Origin of the sequence: Mesorhizobium sp. M0659 (assembly GCF_040320605.1) — a bacterium.
GTDB lineage: Bacteria > Pseudomonadota > Alphaproteobacteria > Rhizobiales > Rhizobiaceae > Mesorhizobium.
Genome location: NZ_JAMYPY010000046.1, coordinates 1 through 15,799, shown reverse-complemented (window position 1 = coordinate 15,799; position 15,799 = coordinate 1). Strand labels below are relative to the sequence as shown.

Here is a 15,799-nt window from a genome sequence, read left to right as displayed (position 1 = left end):
GCGTTCCTTCGCGGGAATCAGGTGACGTGAACAATCACCAGCCTGCCATGACCGCCCCCTCTCAGCGAATTTGCAGAACTCTCAGCACACTACCGGGGCAATGTGGATCGGTGCCTAATTTGCATAACACCAAGCAAACACAAGGGATTGAGGCTGGCTTACCTTCTCCGTTGCTTGCAGGAATAGTCCTTCATTGCAATGGATTTGCACCATCTGCTCCTGCCGGTCTCCCGCCGCACCTGGTGTTCCGGCCCTTTCAGGGGCTCGGCTCGATCGGCGTGACCACCCTGATCAAGCATCGACATAGCCGTCGAATACCGCTTTACTCTCGGCTGTCCGTTCGGGGCATGGCGGGGTGCCTCCCCGATCACGAAGCAGCACCCGAACAAGCCCGTGACCAGCGCGTCCCCGCTTCCGAGACTTTCTCACTCAGTAAGGCTATGCGCCCGCCGCCACCTGCGGGCTACGCCGGCATCAACCGGCGGGCAGATGGGCCGAGGGCAATAAGCGGGCCTGGCGCAACGCCGCCAGATCAGCCGAGCCGGTGCAGAAGCAGGCGACGGCCAACTGGCGGATGACGATCTCGAAATGCGCGACAACGGCCTCGGTGGATACCGTAGCCGCGCGCAGCACGCCGGCTGCCTGCCCGGCGATGTCCGCGCCCAGGCGGATAGCCTTGGCCACGTCGACGCCGTCGCTGACCCCGCCCGACGCGATCAGCTTCACCGCTGGCAGCGCCCGACGTACCGCCTGCACGCTGGCCGGGGTCGGGATCCCCCAATCGGCGAACGCCATCGCAACTGTACGGTCGGCGGCATCGGGGGCCCGCTCGCCCTCCACCGCGGCCCAACTGGTGCCGCCGGCGCCGGCGACATCGATCACCGCCACGCCCGCCTGAACGAGCGCACAAGCCACCGAGGCAGAGAGGCCCGACCCCACTTCCTTGGCCACGATCGGCACCCCCATGCTGCGCGCGGCGCGAGCGATCTGGGCCAGGACGCCGCGCCAGTCGCGGTCGCCCTCCGGCTGTACCGCTTCCTGCAGCGGATTGAGATGGACGATGAGTCCATCGGCCTCCAGTGCATCCACCGCCCAACGCGCGAGGTCCAGGCCGTCGGCCTCGCGCAGTTGCGCGGCGCCGATATTGGCCAGCAAGGGAACGTCTGGAGCCAGGCGGCGCAGCGCGCGCGTTAGCCCCTGGGAGTTGCGGGATTGCAGGCTTACGCGCTGCGAACCGACGCACATGGCGATCCCCAAGGCTTGCGCTGCCTCGCTCAGATGGCGGTTAATGGCCTCGGCGCGTGGCATGCCGCCGGTCATGGAGCTGATCAGCAGAGGCGCGCGCATGGTCTTGCCCAGCAGCGAGGCGCTGAGGTCGATCTGCGTCAGGTCCAACTCGGGCAATGCACAGTGTTCGAAACGAATGTACTCCCAGCCAGCGGCCTTGGCCCGTGCCGTTCGCCGATCCAGCACGATGTCCAGGTGGTCGTCCTTGCGCCGGCTCAGGTTGGTGTCGCTGATGCTCGCTCCTTCCGCGTCATCGGGCGACGGCGTTGCGTCGGATCGGACCGACGGCAGCGCGCGGACGCCGCCGTCTCCCGCGCGTTCAGGCCGGCGCACGCTCGCCTCCGCCCGCAGCGTCGCTGCGGTAGCGACTGGTCGAGGTCTCGTAGTACTGCGCGCGGATGGCCGCCATGGCCTCGATCAACGGTCCCCACGGCGCGGGAAAACGTTCTTCCGCCATCACCCGGTGCAGCATGCGTGTGTGGCCGGCCAACTCGTCCTTGAGGAACTCCACCACAGGCATGGCCGGATAGCGCTGCAGCAGCAGGATCGCCGCGTTGTCGGCCTCGCCGGCCGATCTATCCTTTTCGCGTCCATGCAGATCGTTCTGAAAACGCCCTATTGCGGATATGAGCCGCAGGGCCTGGCGAAACGCCGGACGCGGGCGCAAGGTCGCCATGTCCAGCCCCCACAGCAACGACAGGCAACAGAACACGTTCGTGTAGGCGATCGAATCCACGCCGTTCTGCAAGTACTCGGCGTAGGACCAGCGCTCCTCCCCTGCCGCCTGCGCGTGTCCGGCGCGCAGCGCCGCGCAGTAGCACCGGGTATCCTCCAGAAGCTGGGCATAGTCGCGACGATCGTAGGCGAGCGCGGCGAGCGAAGCGCGCAGCACAGCACAGCCCTCGAATCCGGGGAGCACACACCGCACGCCCCGCCCCAGCGCCTGCTCCACCGCGGCGAGCTGCTCCGGCGCGATCAGGTCAAGGTCGTTGCAATCGTCGAGCCAGAACAGCAGCGCCAGTTCGCGATAGAAGGCAACGATCAGCGTTTCGTCCAGCGGATCGCGGCCGGTGCGGGCGCTGGTGTCGCGCAGGCTCGGATGGATGCGCTGCAGGATGTACTGGCCGCCCCGGACTGCTTCCACGCCATGCTCGTCGGCGAACCCGGTCAGGGAACGCCCCCACTCCAGCACCTGCTGCAGCGCGCGATCGGTCGGGATCATGGCCCCCCTCCTGCTCCCTCGGCCGAGACGCGCCGCCCCAAACGAAGCGCCAGCCACAACCCGGCGAGTTCGGCCACGCGCACCACCCGAGTGGGGCAATACAGTTCCTTTCCGATCCACAGCGGCGTCTGGGGCAATACATGCGCCGCGTGGCGGGCGAGCATCCACTTCAGCGCACGCGCCACCGCCTGCGCGATGCGCCGGCGCCCTGCCCGCTCTTCGCTCCCGTCCATCACGTGCAACGCGAACAGCGCATAGGCGGTTTCCTCGAGTGTGGACGCGCAACCGGCGCCCCAGCCGCCGTCGTCGCGCTGCGTCCGCAGCAGCCCCGCCAGCGCGCGCTCGTCGCGCCACTGGGGGTTGCCTTGCGCGAGCGCAGCGACCGCATGCGCGGTTGGATACAGCCAGGAAACGTGCCATTTCTCGTTGTCCCATAGACCATGCGGGTTGCGACTGGCCTCGACGTAGGAGCTGGTGCCGGCGGCGGGCTTTCCCAACGTTCGCAACGCATGCAGGGCATGGATGTTGGTCGACACCGAGGCATTGCGCTCGCCCGGGAAGGTGACGAAGAGCTCGCCGGTTTCGAACTGGCGCAACGCGTCGGCCGCCGGGTCGCGGCCTGCAAGGCGAAGGACGCACAACGCAACGGCGGTGTCGTCCGCATCGGCCGCGAAGTGCAAGGCAGGACCCAGACCGCGGACTCCGAGACGGGCGTCGAGTTGCGCGATGATCACTTGCACCGCCTCGGCGAGCGCGGGATGCGCGAACAGACCGGCCAGATGCAGGGTGTACAGCGACCAGCATGGCTCGAACACATTAATTGGCCAGACGTTGGGAACGACACCTTCGATGCCGGTGCGCGTCGCCCGCGATGCCGCCTGCAGATACCCGTCGGTGCGCCAGACTTGCGCCGTTCTTCCCTGTGTCACGGCGTGCGCACGCCACGCGGCGGTGGCCGCTGGACTGATGCCGATGCTGCCGTCGTCGTCCGGGCATGCGGTGGCCGGCGACGTCCCCCAGGCTTCCCAGGAGTGCAGCAACGGATGGCCGCTCGGCAACGTCGCCACAGCCCCCAACTTGACCAGGCGTGCTTGCCGCAACGGCAACAGCGCCGGGTGGCGCGAAAACGCCAAGCCGCCCAGCAAGGATGCGGCCTCGTCGCACAACTGCGGCAGGATCAGCTCCGCGCCGATGGGCGCGTCTTCCGGCACCGCATGCGCGTAGGGATCGGGCTGGCGCTCGAGGAACCGGATTGCAGCCTGGGCTGCGTCGGCAGCGCCGGGAAGAGGATCGGCACGCTGCAATGCCAGCAACGCCGCCCAGGTAGGCGCATGGCGAAACAGGGGGAAGTCCGCACTTCCCCATCCGCCATCGGCCTGTTGCTGCGCGATGAGCCACGCGTATGCGTCGTGCCGACCGGTGACGTTGCCGTCGAATTGCAGAGCTCGCGCCGTGTCGTATACGGACGGACCGACGCTACCGCCGTCGCTCATCTCGCTCAGCAGATGACGCAATTCGGAAAGGATCTGTTCGGACAGCGCGTTCACGCGGTATGTTCCTTCTGCAGAGGGCTAACGAGAACAGAAACGTGCAGACGCCGCGCACGTCGCCGCCGACACGGACACTGTGCAGCATGCAGCGCCCGCCGGCCGATCGCACCAGCACAGGGGCGAGTCCTTACGGATGGGCGCGCTCATGCGTGTGGCGCGGACAGATAGACGTTGGCCCGCTGCAGCATCTGCGCCAACCCTTCCGCACGCGGCCCCAGAGGGGCGATGGCCTCCCCGGCCTCGTGCAACAAGTACAGCGCGAACTGGCGCGCTGCCTGCAGCCCCATGATCGACGCGCAGGTCGGCTTCTGCGCGGCCGCGTCCTTGCCGGGGGTCTTGCCAAGAGTCGCGGTATCCGCCGTCGCGTCGAGAATGTCGTCGGCCACCTGCAACGCCAGGCCATAACAGGCGGTGTAGCGATCGAGCGCACAGTACAGTGCAGCGTGCGCGGCATCCTCCGCGATGGAGTATAGCGCGCCCATGCGAACCGACGCGCGCACTAGCGCTCCGGTTTTCATCCGGTGCATCGCCAGGATCTTGTCCAGCCCGGCGTGCTTTCCGACCAGCGACAGATCCATGGCCTGCCCGCCTGCGGCACCCTCGGCGGACACCGCCTGCGCCAGTTCGCGCACGAGCGCAATACGATTGTCGCCCGGCGCATCCAGGCTCGCCAGCGTCAGGAAGGCGTGGGCCTGCAGCGCATCGCCGACCAGGATCGCAGTGGCTTCGCCGAACTTTACGTGCACGGTCGGAAGGCCGCGGCGAAGCACGTCGTCGTCCATCGCGGGCAGGTCGTCGTGGACCAGGGTACAGGCGTGCATCATCTCGATGGCGGCACCGACGTCGTCGAGCATGTGCGCCGGCGTGCCCGCCAGTGCGCCGGCAGCCAGACAGAGCAAGGCTCTGGTGCGCTTCCCGCCATGCAAGGTGGCGTAGCGCATGGCTGCCATCAGCTCTGTCTTACCGTCGTCTTCGGCGCAGAGCAGACGCGCCAGCGCCTGTTCGACCCGCTTTGCGCCGTCCTGCATCCAGATCTCCGGGAGCAGCCCGCCAGATGCGCCGCGCGCCTGCGCGCCCAATCCGCCGAATGCGGAAACGCCAGTTCGGTCGCGTGGAGTGGAACCGGTCTGCATGTTGTTGATGTCCTTGTAGCTGAGACGGCCACGGCGAGCGCAAGTCGTCACGGTGTTGCCGGCGTCACACGAGTGCGTGCGCTGAGTGCAGCAATGCCGCGCCCCGCCAGCGCCGCTGCCTTGCCACACAAGGCATGCGATGCCAGCTCATGAGAAGCCTATGCGGATTGCCATGGACGGATGTGCGGTCGGGTAATAGCGCCGGCCTTTTTCGACGTCGCTCAGCAACTGCGGCCGCACCCGGTCCTTGTGCATGGTCAGCGCCAAGGCGATGCAGAACTGCACCATTTCCAGCCATACCAGGTGGTAGCCGATGCAGACGTGTGGGCCGGTACCGAACTGCAGCATGTCCACGGGCCGGATCGGTTCTGTGCGTAGCAGCCACCGCGCCAGGCGGAACTGATCAGGCGCCTCGTGCAGCAGCGCCGAGGTCGAGAAATGCAGCAGCGGGATGCATAGGTGGGTGCCCGCGGGAATGCGCCGTTGGCCGAGTTGCAATTCCTGCAGCGCGCGACGCGGCAGGAGCGTGGTCGCCGGATGCAGGCGCAGTGTCTCGCGGAACAGCGCCTCGGCGACCGGACACTGCGCCAGGTCCGCGTGCCGGGTCGGCACCGCGCCCACGCGTTGCGCCTCCTCTACCAGGGCGTCCCACAGCACAGGCTGCCGCGCCAGCTCGATCACAATCCAGGCCATCGTCGAGGCAGTGGTGTCGTGACCGGCAAGCAGCAGCAAGCGAATATTGGCGATCAGGACGTCATCGGAGAGCGGACCGTCGCTGCGGTCGAAGGCGCTCACCATGTCGTTGATCAGCCCGGTGCGCGCGGCATGCGCGCGCGCATCGCGGACGAACTGGCGCAACTGCGCGTCGATCCAGTCGCGAGCGGCACGGCCGCGCCGCAAGGGCAGTCCGGGCAGGTCGACTGGTGGCGCGACGATCAACTGCAGCAATTGCCGGTACTTGCGATGCCATCCCGGCAGATCCTGCGCGGGGATTCCCATGAGGCTGAAGATGAGCTTCAGCATCAGGTCGCCGGTCTCGCGCAGGATAGTTACCTCGCCGCGGGCGCGCCACGCCTGCACCCGCGCCTGGATGACCGGCGCGAACAGGTCGCCGATCCCGGCCTGGGTCAGCCCCTTGGGCAAGAACGCTGCCTTGATGGCATCGCGCGCCTGCCGGTGCGCGCCGCCGTCCAGGGCAACCAACGTTCCGCCAAGCAATTCGGGCGCGATCTCTTCGATCAGCGCCGAGGACACGTCCTTGTGCTTGAGCAGAGAGAATGCGTCCGGATCCACACAGGTCATCAGATGTCCGGCAGGGCCGAAATCCAGCCAGAAGTGGCTGCCCAGCGTCCGTTCTGCGCGTTGCAGCAGGCGCGGCAGGTCGCAGACAATGGCGGGAAGATGCCCGACCAGCGGGAAAGCGCCGGGCATGACCGGGATGTCGGATCGCAGCCGGTGCCGACGGTTGAGTGGGTTGAGCAGTATGTCCATCAGCAGCGCGCCGCCGTCGCCGATTCGGTGTCGTCGGCAGGGCGCGCGGCGCAGCTGTTGCCACCGTCCGCGTATGTCGGCACATGCGCCAGCATGCCGCCATCGATGCACACGACCTGGCCGGTGATGAACGCAGCATCGGCGGAGAGCAGGAACGCCACGAGCGCGGCCACGTCCTCGGGGCGGCCGACGCGCTGCAGGAGCTGGTGCCGGCGCAGATGCCGTTGCATGCACTCGTCCAGCTTGGCGAGGAGACGCTCGGTCATGATAAGACCCGGCGCAACCGCGTTGCAGCGAATCTGCGCATGACCGTACTGGGTGGCGAGCGAAGCCGAGAGCATGTTCATCGCCGCCTTCGACGCGCCATAGGACGTCTGCGCCGTGTCACCGCTGAGCCCTTGGCACGACGACATGTTGACGATCGCGCCACCGCCGCGGGCGATCATCCGTGGGATGGCCTGCCGGCAGCAGAGCAGCGTGCCGCGCAGATTGGTCGCCATGGTCTGGTCCCAGACTGCCAGGTCCAGGTCGAGGATCGCGCAGTCGCGCGGGGTCAGATGCATGGCGCTCGCATTGTTAACCAGCAGGTCGACCCCACCGAAGTGCCGCTCCGCCGTCTCGAACAGCGCTGCCACCGCCTGCTCATCGGCGATATCCATGGCTATGGGCAGCGCGTGGCCTGCTTCGGCCGCGATCTGCGCGGTGCAGGCGATGGCCGCCGAGCCATCAATGTCGGCCACCACCACTCTGCCGCCCCCGCGCGCGATGGCGAGAGCGCATGCCTTGCCGATGCCGGCGCCGGCGCCGGTCACCACGGCCACCTTGCCTTCAAACCTTGCCATCGTGTCTCCTGAATTGCATTGGTCTTTCGCAGCATGCCGCTCGGCCTGCGCCGGAGAAGGCGCAGGGTCGGCACTGGCGCTCTCGTCATGGCTAGCGTCGCTTTCGATGACCCGAATGGCGGCGACCGGGCACTGGTTGGCCGCAAGCCGCACGGCGGCGTGCAGCGCCTGCGGGACCGTCGCCACGCACACTTCGGCCACCCCGTCCGGTTCGCGCTGGCGTAAGGCGCCCGGCAGCGTCAGCACGCACTGCCCGGTAGTTCCGCACAGATCCTGATCGACCACGACCCGCATCTCAGCCCTCCTGCCGATGCAGCCGCACCGGCAGCGCGCGGAACGTCCTAAGGAACGCGGAGGGCTCCCGGGTCGGCTGCTCGGCCAATGCCAGCGTGGGGAAGCGCGCCTGGATCCGCGGCAGGCTCTCGGCCAACTGCACCCGGGCCAGTTGCGCGCCAAGGCAGAAGTGGATGCCGTGGCCGAAGGCCAGCATGATCTTCCCGTCGATCGAAATGCCAGAACTAGTGCCGTAGAACCGCACGGGATCGAAGCGGTCCGGATCGGCGAAGGCGTCCGGGTCGCGATTGCCGGCCGCGATCAGAACGCGCACGTCCGCGTTCTTCGGGATCACCACGCCGCCCAGTTCGATGTCGCGCTGGGCGATACGCGGAATGGAGCTGAACATGGCGGGCGCGTCGTAGCGCAGGGCTTCTTCGACGAATGCCTTTACTCCCATGGCATCACCTTTCAGCCAGTGCCGCTGTTCGGGATACGCCAGCATCGCCAGGACAGCATGGCCGATGGCCGCGGCAGTGGTGGCGAAGCCGCCCAGCAACATGCCCCAGAGCATGCTGATCAATTCCGTATCCGACAGCATCTCGGCATTGCCGTCGTGTGCGCCGACCAGCATTGACACGATGTCGTGGCTGGAATCGGAGCGCTTGCGCTGTATGAGGTCGCCGAAGTAGGCCTGCACCCTGGCGCTGGCCTCGTCCCCCGCGGCGAGCTGCGGATCGCTGGCGTGCGGGCTCAGGCCTTCCAGAATGGCGCTGATGCCGGTGACGAGCGCGAGAATGTCGCCCGGGGGCATGCCGAACAGTTCGCCGAAAACCAGCATGGGCAAGGCCAGCGCGAATTCCTGATGCAGGTCCACTGCCTCCCCGCGCTCCAGTGCGGGCGCCATGCCGTCCAGGCGCGCTGCGACAATGCGAGCGATGGTCGGCCTCAGCTTGTCGATCTGGCCGATGGTGAAATCGCGCGAGATCAGCCGGCGCAGACGCGTATGCGTTGGAGGTTCCTTCATCGCCAAAGTGGACGCCAGCAGACTTAGCGACAGGCTGGTCGCCGCACGCGGGAAATAGCGCGCCAGTTCGCCTGGTGCCGGCCCCCGAAAAGCATCGCCCGTGGCCTTGAGCGCCCAGTAGATGTCGGCGTGGCGGCTCAACAGAAAGAGGCCCGACGCCGCGCGATGTACCGGATCGTGCTCGCGCAACCACCGCATGAATGGGTACGGGTCCTGAATGCACGCTGGCGACGCCAGTTCGGCGAAGGCGTCCCGGCATGCTGCCGTGGTTTCTTGCACGTCCATCTTGGTCACCTGTTGGTTGGCTGATCTGATCGGCGCGCGGCAGTCGCGCGGGCAATTCGAGGACATCGCGATTCCTCGTGGCGTCCGCGCATCACCAGAGCACCGGGAACTCCACGAACCCGCCAGTGATGATCTCCTTGCGCAACTCCAGTTCTTCGGGCGCCACCGCCAGGCGCAGCGCGGGAAAGCGCTGGAAGATCGAACCGAACACCGCTTTGAGTTCCAGCCTGGCCAGCGCCAAGCCGATGCAGCTGTGCGGCCCGTAGGAGAACGCCAGGTGCGGGTTTTCGTCACGTCCGACATCGAAGATTTCCGGGTCGTCGAAATGGCGCGGATCGAAGGACGTCGCCGGCAAGCCGACCAGCACCTTGCTCTCCGCGGAAACATGCACGCCCGCGATGGTCACGTCGGTCCTGGGATAGCGCATGATGCCGTCCCAGCCCGCGCCCGGCGGGTACATGCGCAGGATTTCCTCCACCGCCTTGTCCACTAGGGATGGATCGCCCACCAGGCGTGCGCGCTGTTGCGGATGGCGGAACATGGCCAGCAGGCCGAATTCGATCTGTGCCACGGTGCTCTCGTGCCCCGCCACCAGCATGCCCGCCGCCAGGCCGATCGCCTCTTCCTCGGTCGCCTTGCCCTGGTCGACCGCCGCGAGCAGATCCGTCAGCACGTTGTCGCCCGGATCCTGGCGCTTGTCCCGCATCTTGCCGCGAATGTAGGTGCCGAGTTCTTCCCAGGCCAAGCGCGACGCGCTTCGCGGGCCGCTTTCATGCTGGTGCGTCATCACCTCGTCGGACAGCCCGGCGAAAAAGGCGTGATCCTCGTAGAGCACGCCCATCAGCGCGCCAATGACCATGGCAGGAAGCGGAAAGGAGAGGTGGCGCCGCAGATCGGCGGGCTGGGGCTGGGCCGCCAGCGTCTCGAACAACTGCGCGACGATCGCCTCCACTTGCTGAGCGAGCTGCTTCACCCTGCCGTTGCTGAAGGACGGCGCCACGATCGTGCGTAACCGCGTATGCTCGCCCCCCTCGTGCGAGACCAGCCATCCTGGCGAACCGAGAATCACCGAATCCGGGGTGAATGCCGCCGGCGGCATTCCCGCGGGCCGGAACGCCGCGTCGGTCAACACCGCCTTGGCCTCGTCATAGCCTGTCACCCACCAGCCTTCGTGCCCGGACGGGAAGCGCACGCGGTGGATCGGACCGTTGGCGCGTAGCGCCAACATCTCGGGGGATGGCTCAATGTGATCGACGCGCCACATCGGCAGCGTCGGCAAGGGTTGTTCGGACATGGTGGCACTTCACTCTATAGCGAGGGCGGAAGGTGACCGGCGGGCGCTGCGGCAGCGAAGACCTAAGACGGCATATAGATGACGTCGTCCGAAGGCAGACCGATTATCAAGAACGGCTGGCGCGTAACTGTCTAGGCACATCGCGCGGCGATATGCAGAACGTTATCCTGCACCTTCGAGGTCAGGATAAGGTCGGTGTGGTGGGCCTTTGAGCCGCCGCCAGCCAAGATTTCCTGCGCAAGGGTCGACAAGAGCGGCGAGCTATTGGGTAAGGGCGGTTTCGCCGAGGACCCCATGCCCATAGACGCTATCCGACGCGGATTTGACATTTTGCTTTTTCTTTCTTCGTTCCATTCGTGCCATCCACGAAATGAAAGTCGGTCGGCGGCTCCCGGCCCGCAACGAAGCGGCTTCAAAACTCGTGCCAATTTGGCCAACCGAAGAAAAAATCTGTGATGCTTTTAGGGGCTTAGCCTGAGGCCAGAGAAGAGCTAGGCGAAATAGGCCGGTGTCGCGGGCCAACAAAGGCGACGGAACAGTGTCGGACAGAACGCCTCGGCGACCTTTAGGTCGGGCTTGCGACATTCTGGTCCAGTTTCGAACATAAGAGGCGGCGAACAGACACGATTGGGGAATTCGATCCTCACGGGGCCAAGGCGCTTGCCCAAGAGCCCCCGCTCATGGTCGCTGCGACAGGCGCATGTTCGCGATAGCCGTGCCTGCGCACCAATGAACGCTAGCGCCACACGTTACGCGATGACTGGAGTGCCCTCCAGGCTCAGGTAATGCATCGGCTCGGCTTCCGGTTCGTCTTTGCCCAGCCGGGGCTGAAGCGCCGAATATCCGCACCATACAGCATCGTTGTTGCCTGTGTGACGAGGCGGTTATAGCGCGCGCCCGATCTTCTAAGACACGGCCTCCGAGAAGGAGGGGCGGTCCAACAGCCCCTCTATTCCAAATGGCACGCCGCTTGCTGCTCCTGGTTAGAGCACCATCAAATCACGATGAAAGCGACTTGCACCATGCCCGACACGCGAAGCTCCAGACCGTGGCCTGAGGAGACGGTGCCCCTTGCAGCTGAACATCGGGGCATCGTCTCCTCCGGAAGTCCGTTCTGGATGGCCGCTTTGCGCATGGCTGGTCCGATGCCGGCACGCCAACACGGGCAGCGCTCGCAAATGCGGTTTGCCGGTTCTGTTCAGCATGTGAGTGCCGAAAAGCCTTGTCAAAGGGTCACCCAAGCCAAGGCCGGCGGGTCACTGCCACATATCCACAACACGCTGAACCAGTCCAGTGACTCGGAGTCCTGTGACGCGGGTGTGTTGCATGAAGACATTTCAGGCCCCCATATGCTTGCGATATTGGCTCCTTCCGGCCGCTATCCTTTTTCGAAACGCAAGATCGCTAGTGACCGATCCCGCTTCCGGCGCCATAGCCGTGGAAAGCAACCGGCTCGACGGTGTCCAGATCGCACAGATCAATTGCGTTCGGGTGGCCAAGACACCGCCAAGACGTTCCCATTGTCGGGAGGGAAAAAGGAGGTTGCGAGCCGCGAGGCCCTCATTCCGTGCCGGGCATACGAGCCTTTGCCCGGTATTGCGCCAGCCTCTGCCAGAATTCAGCGCAGTCTTCTTTAGGAGCAACTTAATGACAGTTCAAAAGAAAGTTCCCTTCGTCACCTTTCTCACGCGTGTTCACGATAAGTCGGTCGAGGGGCCAAATCCATATCGCTGGGAAGAAAAGACATCTGACGACTACTTTGCCGGCAAGCGCGTCATCCTGTTCTCGCTGCCTGGCGCCTTCACGCCGACCTGCTCGACCTACCAATTGCCCAAGTTCGAAGAGCTCTATGATGAGTTTGAGAAGGAGGGAATTGACGCGATTTACTGCCTCTCAGTCAACGACGCCTTCGTCATGAATGCGTGGGGGAAGTCCTTGGGCCTGAAGCAGGTCGAGCTCATCCCCGATGGCTCAGGCGAGTTCACACGCAAGATGGGCATGCTGGTTGCCAAGGACAATCTCGGATTCGGGATGCGCTCATGGCGTTACGCCGCCCTGATCAACAATGGCGTGGTGGAGCACTGGTTCGAGGAGGAAGGTTTCTCCGACAACTGCGAGGCCGACCCGTATGGCGTCTCATCCCCGCAAAACGTTCTCGAAACGCTGAAAGCCGCCGCATGACCTAGAAAACGTCTCACTGGCGCCATTGCAGGCCCCAAGAGGCTCCTCGACAGGATTATCGCACTCACCATGCAATCTTCAGCAAGCCTGTTTCAGCGCCAGAAGCAATCCATCGTCGCATCGCCTCAACTCATTGAGTCGATTCGCTTGCTGCAACTGGCGCATACCGAACTGCATCAGTTCGTGGAGCGGGAAATCGAGAAGAACCCGCTCTTGGAATCTGCGTCAAACGATGGCGGGCCTTTTGACGATGCTTCGATTTCGGGAGCGGATCAGCCCCTCGGCCCTGGTGCAAACGCCGTTGAAGGGCTGACCGGGGCAGGGTCGCCTGAACGGCTCGGGCAATGGAAATCACTTCGCAACACGACCAACAACCCGCCGGGCAATGCCCCTTCCCTCGACGAGTTTGCCACCCTCGCCGAAACATTGCACGACCATGTCGCTCGTCAGATCGCCCTCACTGCGTTCACACCACAGGAGCGGCTGATCGCTGGCCAGCTTGCCGCCGATCTGGAAGACACTGGCTATCTTCGGGCAAACCTTTTGGAGCTGGCCGAGAGCCTAAATGTCCATGAGGCTGTTGTGGAACGGGTTCTCGGAACCTTGCAGCAATTTGATCCACCGGGAGTTTTTGCGCGAAGTCTCAGAGAATGCCTCGAGATTCAGTTGCGCCAGCGAAACCGGCTCGACCCGGCAATGGCAGCTTTGGTTGCCCATCTTGAAATGCTTGCGCGACGCGATTTTGAGGCGCTGAAGCAGCATTGCGGCGTCGATGAAGAAGACCTTCTCGACATGATGCATGAGGTTCGTGCGCTCGATCCAAAGCCTGGGAACAGATTCGAATCCGGTGCGTCTGAATCAATCATACCCGACGTCTGGGTCACGCCCTCGCCGCAAGGCGGGTGGCAGATCGAACTTGATCCCGCCACGCTGCCGAAGCTGCTGATCAACCAAACCTACTATGCCGAAGTCACGCGTCAAACTGCCCAAAATTCGAAAGATAAAGCATTTCTCGACGAATGCTTGCAAAACGCGAACTGGCTAATCCGCAGCCTCGATCAGCGCGCCAAGACGATTGTTAAGGTTGCGGCTGAAATCGTGCGTCAGCAGGATGCCTTTTTGGAACATGGCGTCGCCCACCTGCGGCCTCTCAATCTCAGAACCGTCGCTGACGCGATCGGCGTGCACGAGTCGACGGTAAGCCGGGTGACCTCGAACAAGTACATGCTTACCCCGCGCGGCGTCTTTGAACTGAAGTATTTTTTCACCGTAGCGATCGCGTCCTGCCAAGGCGGCGATGCCCACTCCGCCGAAGCTGTCCGGCATCGGATCAAAGCGATCATTGCCGCAGAATCTCCCGGCGACGTGCTTTCCGACGAGGACATCGCTGTCCGGCTGAAGGAAACCGGCATTGATGTTGCGCGCCGCACCGTCACAAAGTATCGCGAAGCAATGAACATCCCCTCCTCCGTGCAACGCCGCCGGGAAATGCGCTTGTGTTTTTAGATTTGGGTCAAAGCAGCCAACATCACGTTGCATTGCATCAAAGTGGAGACTTCGTTCATGGCCCGATCCGCAGCAGGCGTCATGAACGCTGTTCTGCACGACCCAGAAAAACCCGTCCCACCGTCTGGTCCAGCATGGGGTGCCATCATTTCGCTTTCCTTGGGCACCTTCGGGCTGGTCACGGCAGAGTTTCTGCCTGTCAGCCTGCTCACGCCCCTCGCGCATGATCTCGGTATCAGCGAGGGAGCGGCTGGACAGGCGATGACGGCGACAGCTATCGTCGGGGCGATCTCGGCGCCGACGGTGGCCATCATCACAAAGCGCCTGGACCGCAGGACCGTCATGTGGACCATGACGCTGCTGCTGATCCTGTCGGACGTTCTGGCGGCCGGCGCGTGGTCGCTGGCGGTTCTCCTGACTGCACGCGTCGTGCTCGGCATAGCGCTCGGAGGATTCTGGTCGATGTCGGCAGCACTGGCGATGCGGCTCGTTCCAAGCCACCTCCTGCCTCGCGCTATGTCGATCATCCTCACCGGCGTTTCCGTAGCTACCGTCTGCGCAGCTCCAATCGGCGCTTATGTCGGCGATATCTGGGGATGGCGAAGCGCCTTCATGCTCGCCGCAGCCGGCGGCGTCGCTACACTGCTCGTGCAGCTCATGACCATTCCGAGACTGCCTCCGATTGGAGTGACTAGCGTCCGCAGCCTGCTGGATGTGGCAAAGATTCCGATGGTCAAGGTTGCGCTTTTTGTCATCCTGCTGGTCGCTTCCGGCCACTTCGCCGGAATCACCTATATCCGCGCCTTCCTCGAAAAGATTCCCGCGCTTGACGTTGAGACGATCTCGCTTGTGTTGCTTGCTTTTGGCATCGGCGGATTCTTCGGCAATTTGGCCGGCGGGCTTCTGGCCGAGTACAGTCTCAAGGCAGTCGCGGCCCTTGCACCGCTGCTCATAGGGATAGCGGCTGTTTCGCTACTGACGGCGGGAGCATCGGCCTTCGCCTCGGGGATTGCGGTTGGCGCGTGGGGCTTTGCCTTCGGCGCGGTGCCGGTGGGATTACAGACGTGGATGGTGCGGCGGGCCGTTCCCGAGCAGGCCGAAAGCGCCGGTGTGCTGATGGTCGTAGCATTCCAAGTGGCAATCGCAGCCGGCGCGATTTTCGGCGGGCTATTGGTGGAGAATGCGGGGATCGCCAGCGCCATTGCCTACAGTGCTGTTGCCACGTTCGTCGCTGCCCTCATAGTTTTCCTGCTCGGCCCGAAGCGCGGAACCTAGACCGCCTGACAGGAGAGATCTCAGCAGCGCAGCGGGACGAGAGGTCCAATCGCATGCACGGCGCGGCGCGATCCTCCGCTTGCATGGACCCGCGGAAGCGCTTCGCCGGCTTCACCTCCGAGCATGGCGACGGACACCGGCATCTGCCGCACCGTTAAAGGCCACGTACAGCGACCTTAGAGGCTCGCGCGGAAGAAAACGACTTCGTCACAGCTCTGCGCGCCGGCGAGTAAGGACTGATTGCACGATTGCGAAGCATGAGGGACCATTACTACCGACTTGAGCATCGTTTGGAGGACTGCGATATCCCCGGTTGTGTGCGTCAAGTTCTGCAAAAAGGGGCGGCCATGATGCTGGTCATGCGGCTTGGCGCAGAGCGAGCTTCTTGTGCTCGCGCAGGTCGTCCATGTTGATGTATCGGTTGGCCTCCATC

The 15,799-nt window shown here is 64.4% G+C and carries 11 protein-coding genes and 1 pseudogene; 3 read left to right on the top strand and 9 right to left on the bottom strand.

What is annotated here, in order from left to right; genetic code table 11:
* Positions 1–474: 474 nt before the first annotated feature.
* The 9 genes and pseudogenes from fni to NKI31_RS31335 form a co-directional block, all read right to left on the bottom strand.
* Positions 475–1,578: a type 2 isopentenyl-diphosphate Delta-isomerase gene (fni, locus tag NKI31_RS31375; RefSeq protein WP_502899216.1), complete on the bottom strand. Its 1,104-nt coding sequence runs from the start codon at positions 1,576–1,578 to the stop codon at positions 475–477.
* A 28-nt stretch (positions 1,579–1,606) separates the two neighbouring features.
* Complete coding sequence (locus NKI31_RS31370; RefSeq protein WP_352653410.1) at positions 1,607–2,509, bottom strand: terpene synthase family protein; 903 nt, start codon at positions 2,507–2,509, stop codon at positions 1,607–1,609.
* Positions 2,506–4,056, bottom strand: coding sequence for a hypothetical protein (locus NKI31_RS31365; RefSeq protein ID WP_352653409.1), 1,551 nt, complete (start codon positions 4,054–4,056; stop codon positions 2,506–2,508). Before NKI31_RS31365 ends, NKI31_RS31370 begins: the two co-directional genes overlap by 4 nt.
* Before the next feature lie 146 nt (positions 4,057–4,202).
* Positions 4,203–5,192, bottom strand: a complete 990-nt coding sequence (locus tag NKI31_RS31360; RefSeq protein ID WP_352653408.1) for a polyprenyl synthetase family protein — start codon at positions 5,190–5,192, stop codon at positions 4,203–4,205.
* Positions 5,193–5,339: 147 nt separating this feature from the next.
* Positions 5,340–6,683: a cytochrome P450 gene (locus tag NKI31_RS31355; protein WP_023731266.1), complete on the bottom strand. Its 1,344-nt coding sequence runs from the start codon at positions 6,681–6,683 to the stop codon at positions 5,340–5,342.
* On the bottom strand, positions 6,683–7,525 hold the full coding sequence (locus tag NKI31_RS31350) for a glucose 1-dehydrogenase (protein WP_031239373.1): 843 nt from the start codon (positions 7,523–7,525) through the stop codon (positions 6,683–6,685). The genes NKI31_RS31355 and NKI31_RS31350 overlap by 1 nt, the downstream gene beginning before the upstream one ends.
* Before the next feature lie 168 nt (positions 7,526–7,693).
* Positions 7,694–7,819 (bottom strand): annotated as a pseudogene (locus NKI31_RS31345) (ferredoxin); the annotation flags it as partial.
* A 1-nt stretch (position 7,820) separates the two neighbouring features.
* Positions 7,821–9,110 carry a cytochrome P450 gene (locus tag NKI31_RS31340; protein WP_352653407.1) on the bottom strand — a complete coding sequence of 430 codons (1,290 nt, stop codon included), beginning with the start codon at positions 9,108–9,110 and terminating at the stop codon, positions 7,821–7,823.
* Positions 9,111–9,201: 91 nt separating this feature from the next.
* Positions 9,202–10,404, bottom strand: coding sequence for a cytochrome P450 (locus NKI31_RS31335; protein ID WP_023731269.1), 1,203 nt, complete (start codon positions 10,402–10,404; stop codon positions 9,202–9,204).
* A gap of 1,647 nt (positions 10,405–12,051) precedes the next feature.
* Here NKI31_RS31335 and NKI31_RS31330 point away from each other — a divergent pair.
* From NKI31_RS31330 to NKI31_RS31320, 3 genes are all read left to right on the top strand, one after another.
* On the top strand, positions 12,052–12,585 hold the full coding sequence (locus NKI31_RS31330) for a peroxiredoxin (protein ID WP_023698264.1): 534 nt from the start codon (positions 12,052–12,054) through the stop codon (positions 12,583–12,585).
* A gap of 69 nt (positions 12,586–12,654) precedes the next feature.
* Positions 12,655–14,091, top strand: a complete 1,437-nt coding sequence (rpoN, locus tag NKI31_RS31325) for an RNA polymerase factor sigma-54 (RefSeq protein WP_352522088.1) — start codon at positions 12,655–12,657, stop codon at positions 14,089–14,091.
* A gap of 57 nt (positions 14,092–14,148) precedes the next feature.
* Positions 14,149–15,366, top strand: coding sequence for an MFS transporter (locus NKI31_RS31320; protein WP_031239376.1), 1,218 nt, complete (start codon positions 14,149–14,151; stop codon positions 15,364–15,366).
* Positions 15,367–15,799: the final 433 nt, after the last annotated feature.

Bases quoted from the DNA above. Each gene is read 5' to 3' on its own strand.
- NKI31_RS31360 (WP_352653408.1), bottom strand. From the start codon at position 5,192: ATGCAGACCGGTTCCACTCCACGCGACCGAACTGGCGTTTCCGCATTC.
- rpoN (WP_352522088.1), top strand. From the start codon at position 12,655: ATGCAATCTTCAGCAAGCCTGTTTCAGCGCCAGAAGCAATCCATCGTC.
- NKI31_RS31330 (WP_023698264.1), top strand. From the start codon at position 12,052: ATGACAGTTCAAAAGAAAGTTCCCTTCGTCACCTTTCTCACGCGTGTT.
- NKI31_RS31335 (WP_023731269.1), bottom strand. From the start codon at position 10,404: ATGTCCGAACAACCCTTGCCGACGCTGCCGATGTGGCGCGTCGATCAC.
- NKI31_RS31370 (WP_352653410.1), bottom strand. From the start codon at position 2,509: ATGATCCCGACCGATCGCGCGCTGCAGCAGGTGCTGGAGTGGGGGCGT.
- NKI31_RS31340 (WP_352653407.1), bottom strand. From the start codon at position 9,110: ATGGACGTGCAAGAAACCACGGCAGCATGCCGGGACGCCTTCGCCGAA.
- NKI31_RS31320 (WP_031239376.1), top strand. From the start codon at position 14,149: ATGGCCCGATCCGCAGCAGGCGTCATGAACGCTGTTCTGCACGACCCA.
- NKI31_RS31355 (WP_023731266.1), bottom strand. From the start codon at position 6,683: ATGGACATACTGCTCAACCCACTCAACCGTCGGCACCGGCTGCGATCC.
- NKI31_RS31350 (WP_031239373.1), bottom strand. From the start codon at position 7,525: ATGGCAAGGTTTGAAGGCAAGGTGGCCGTGGTGACCGGCGCCGGCGCC.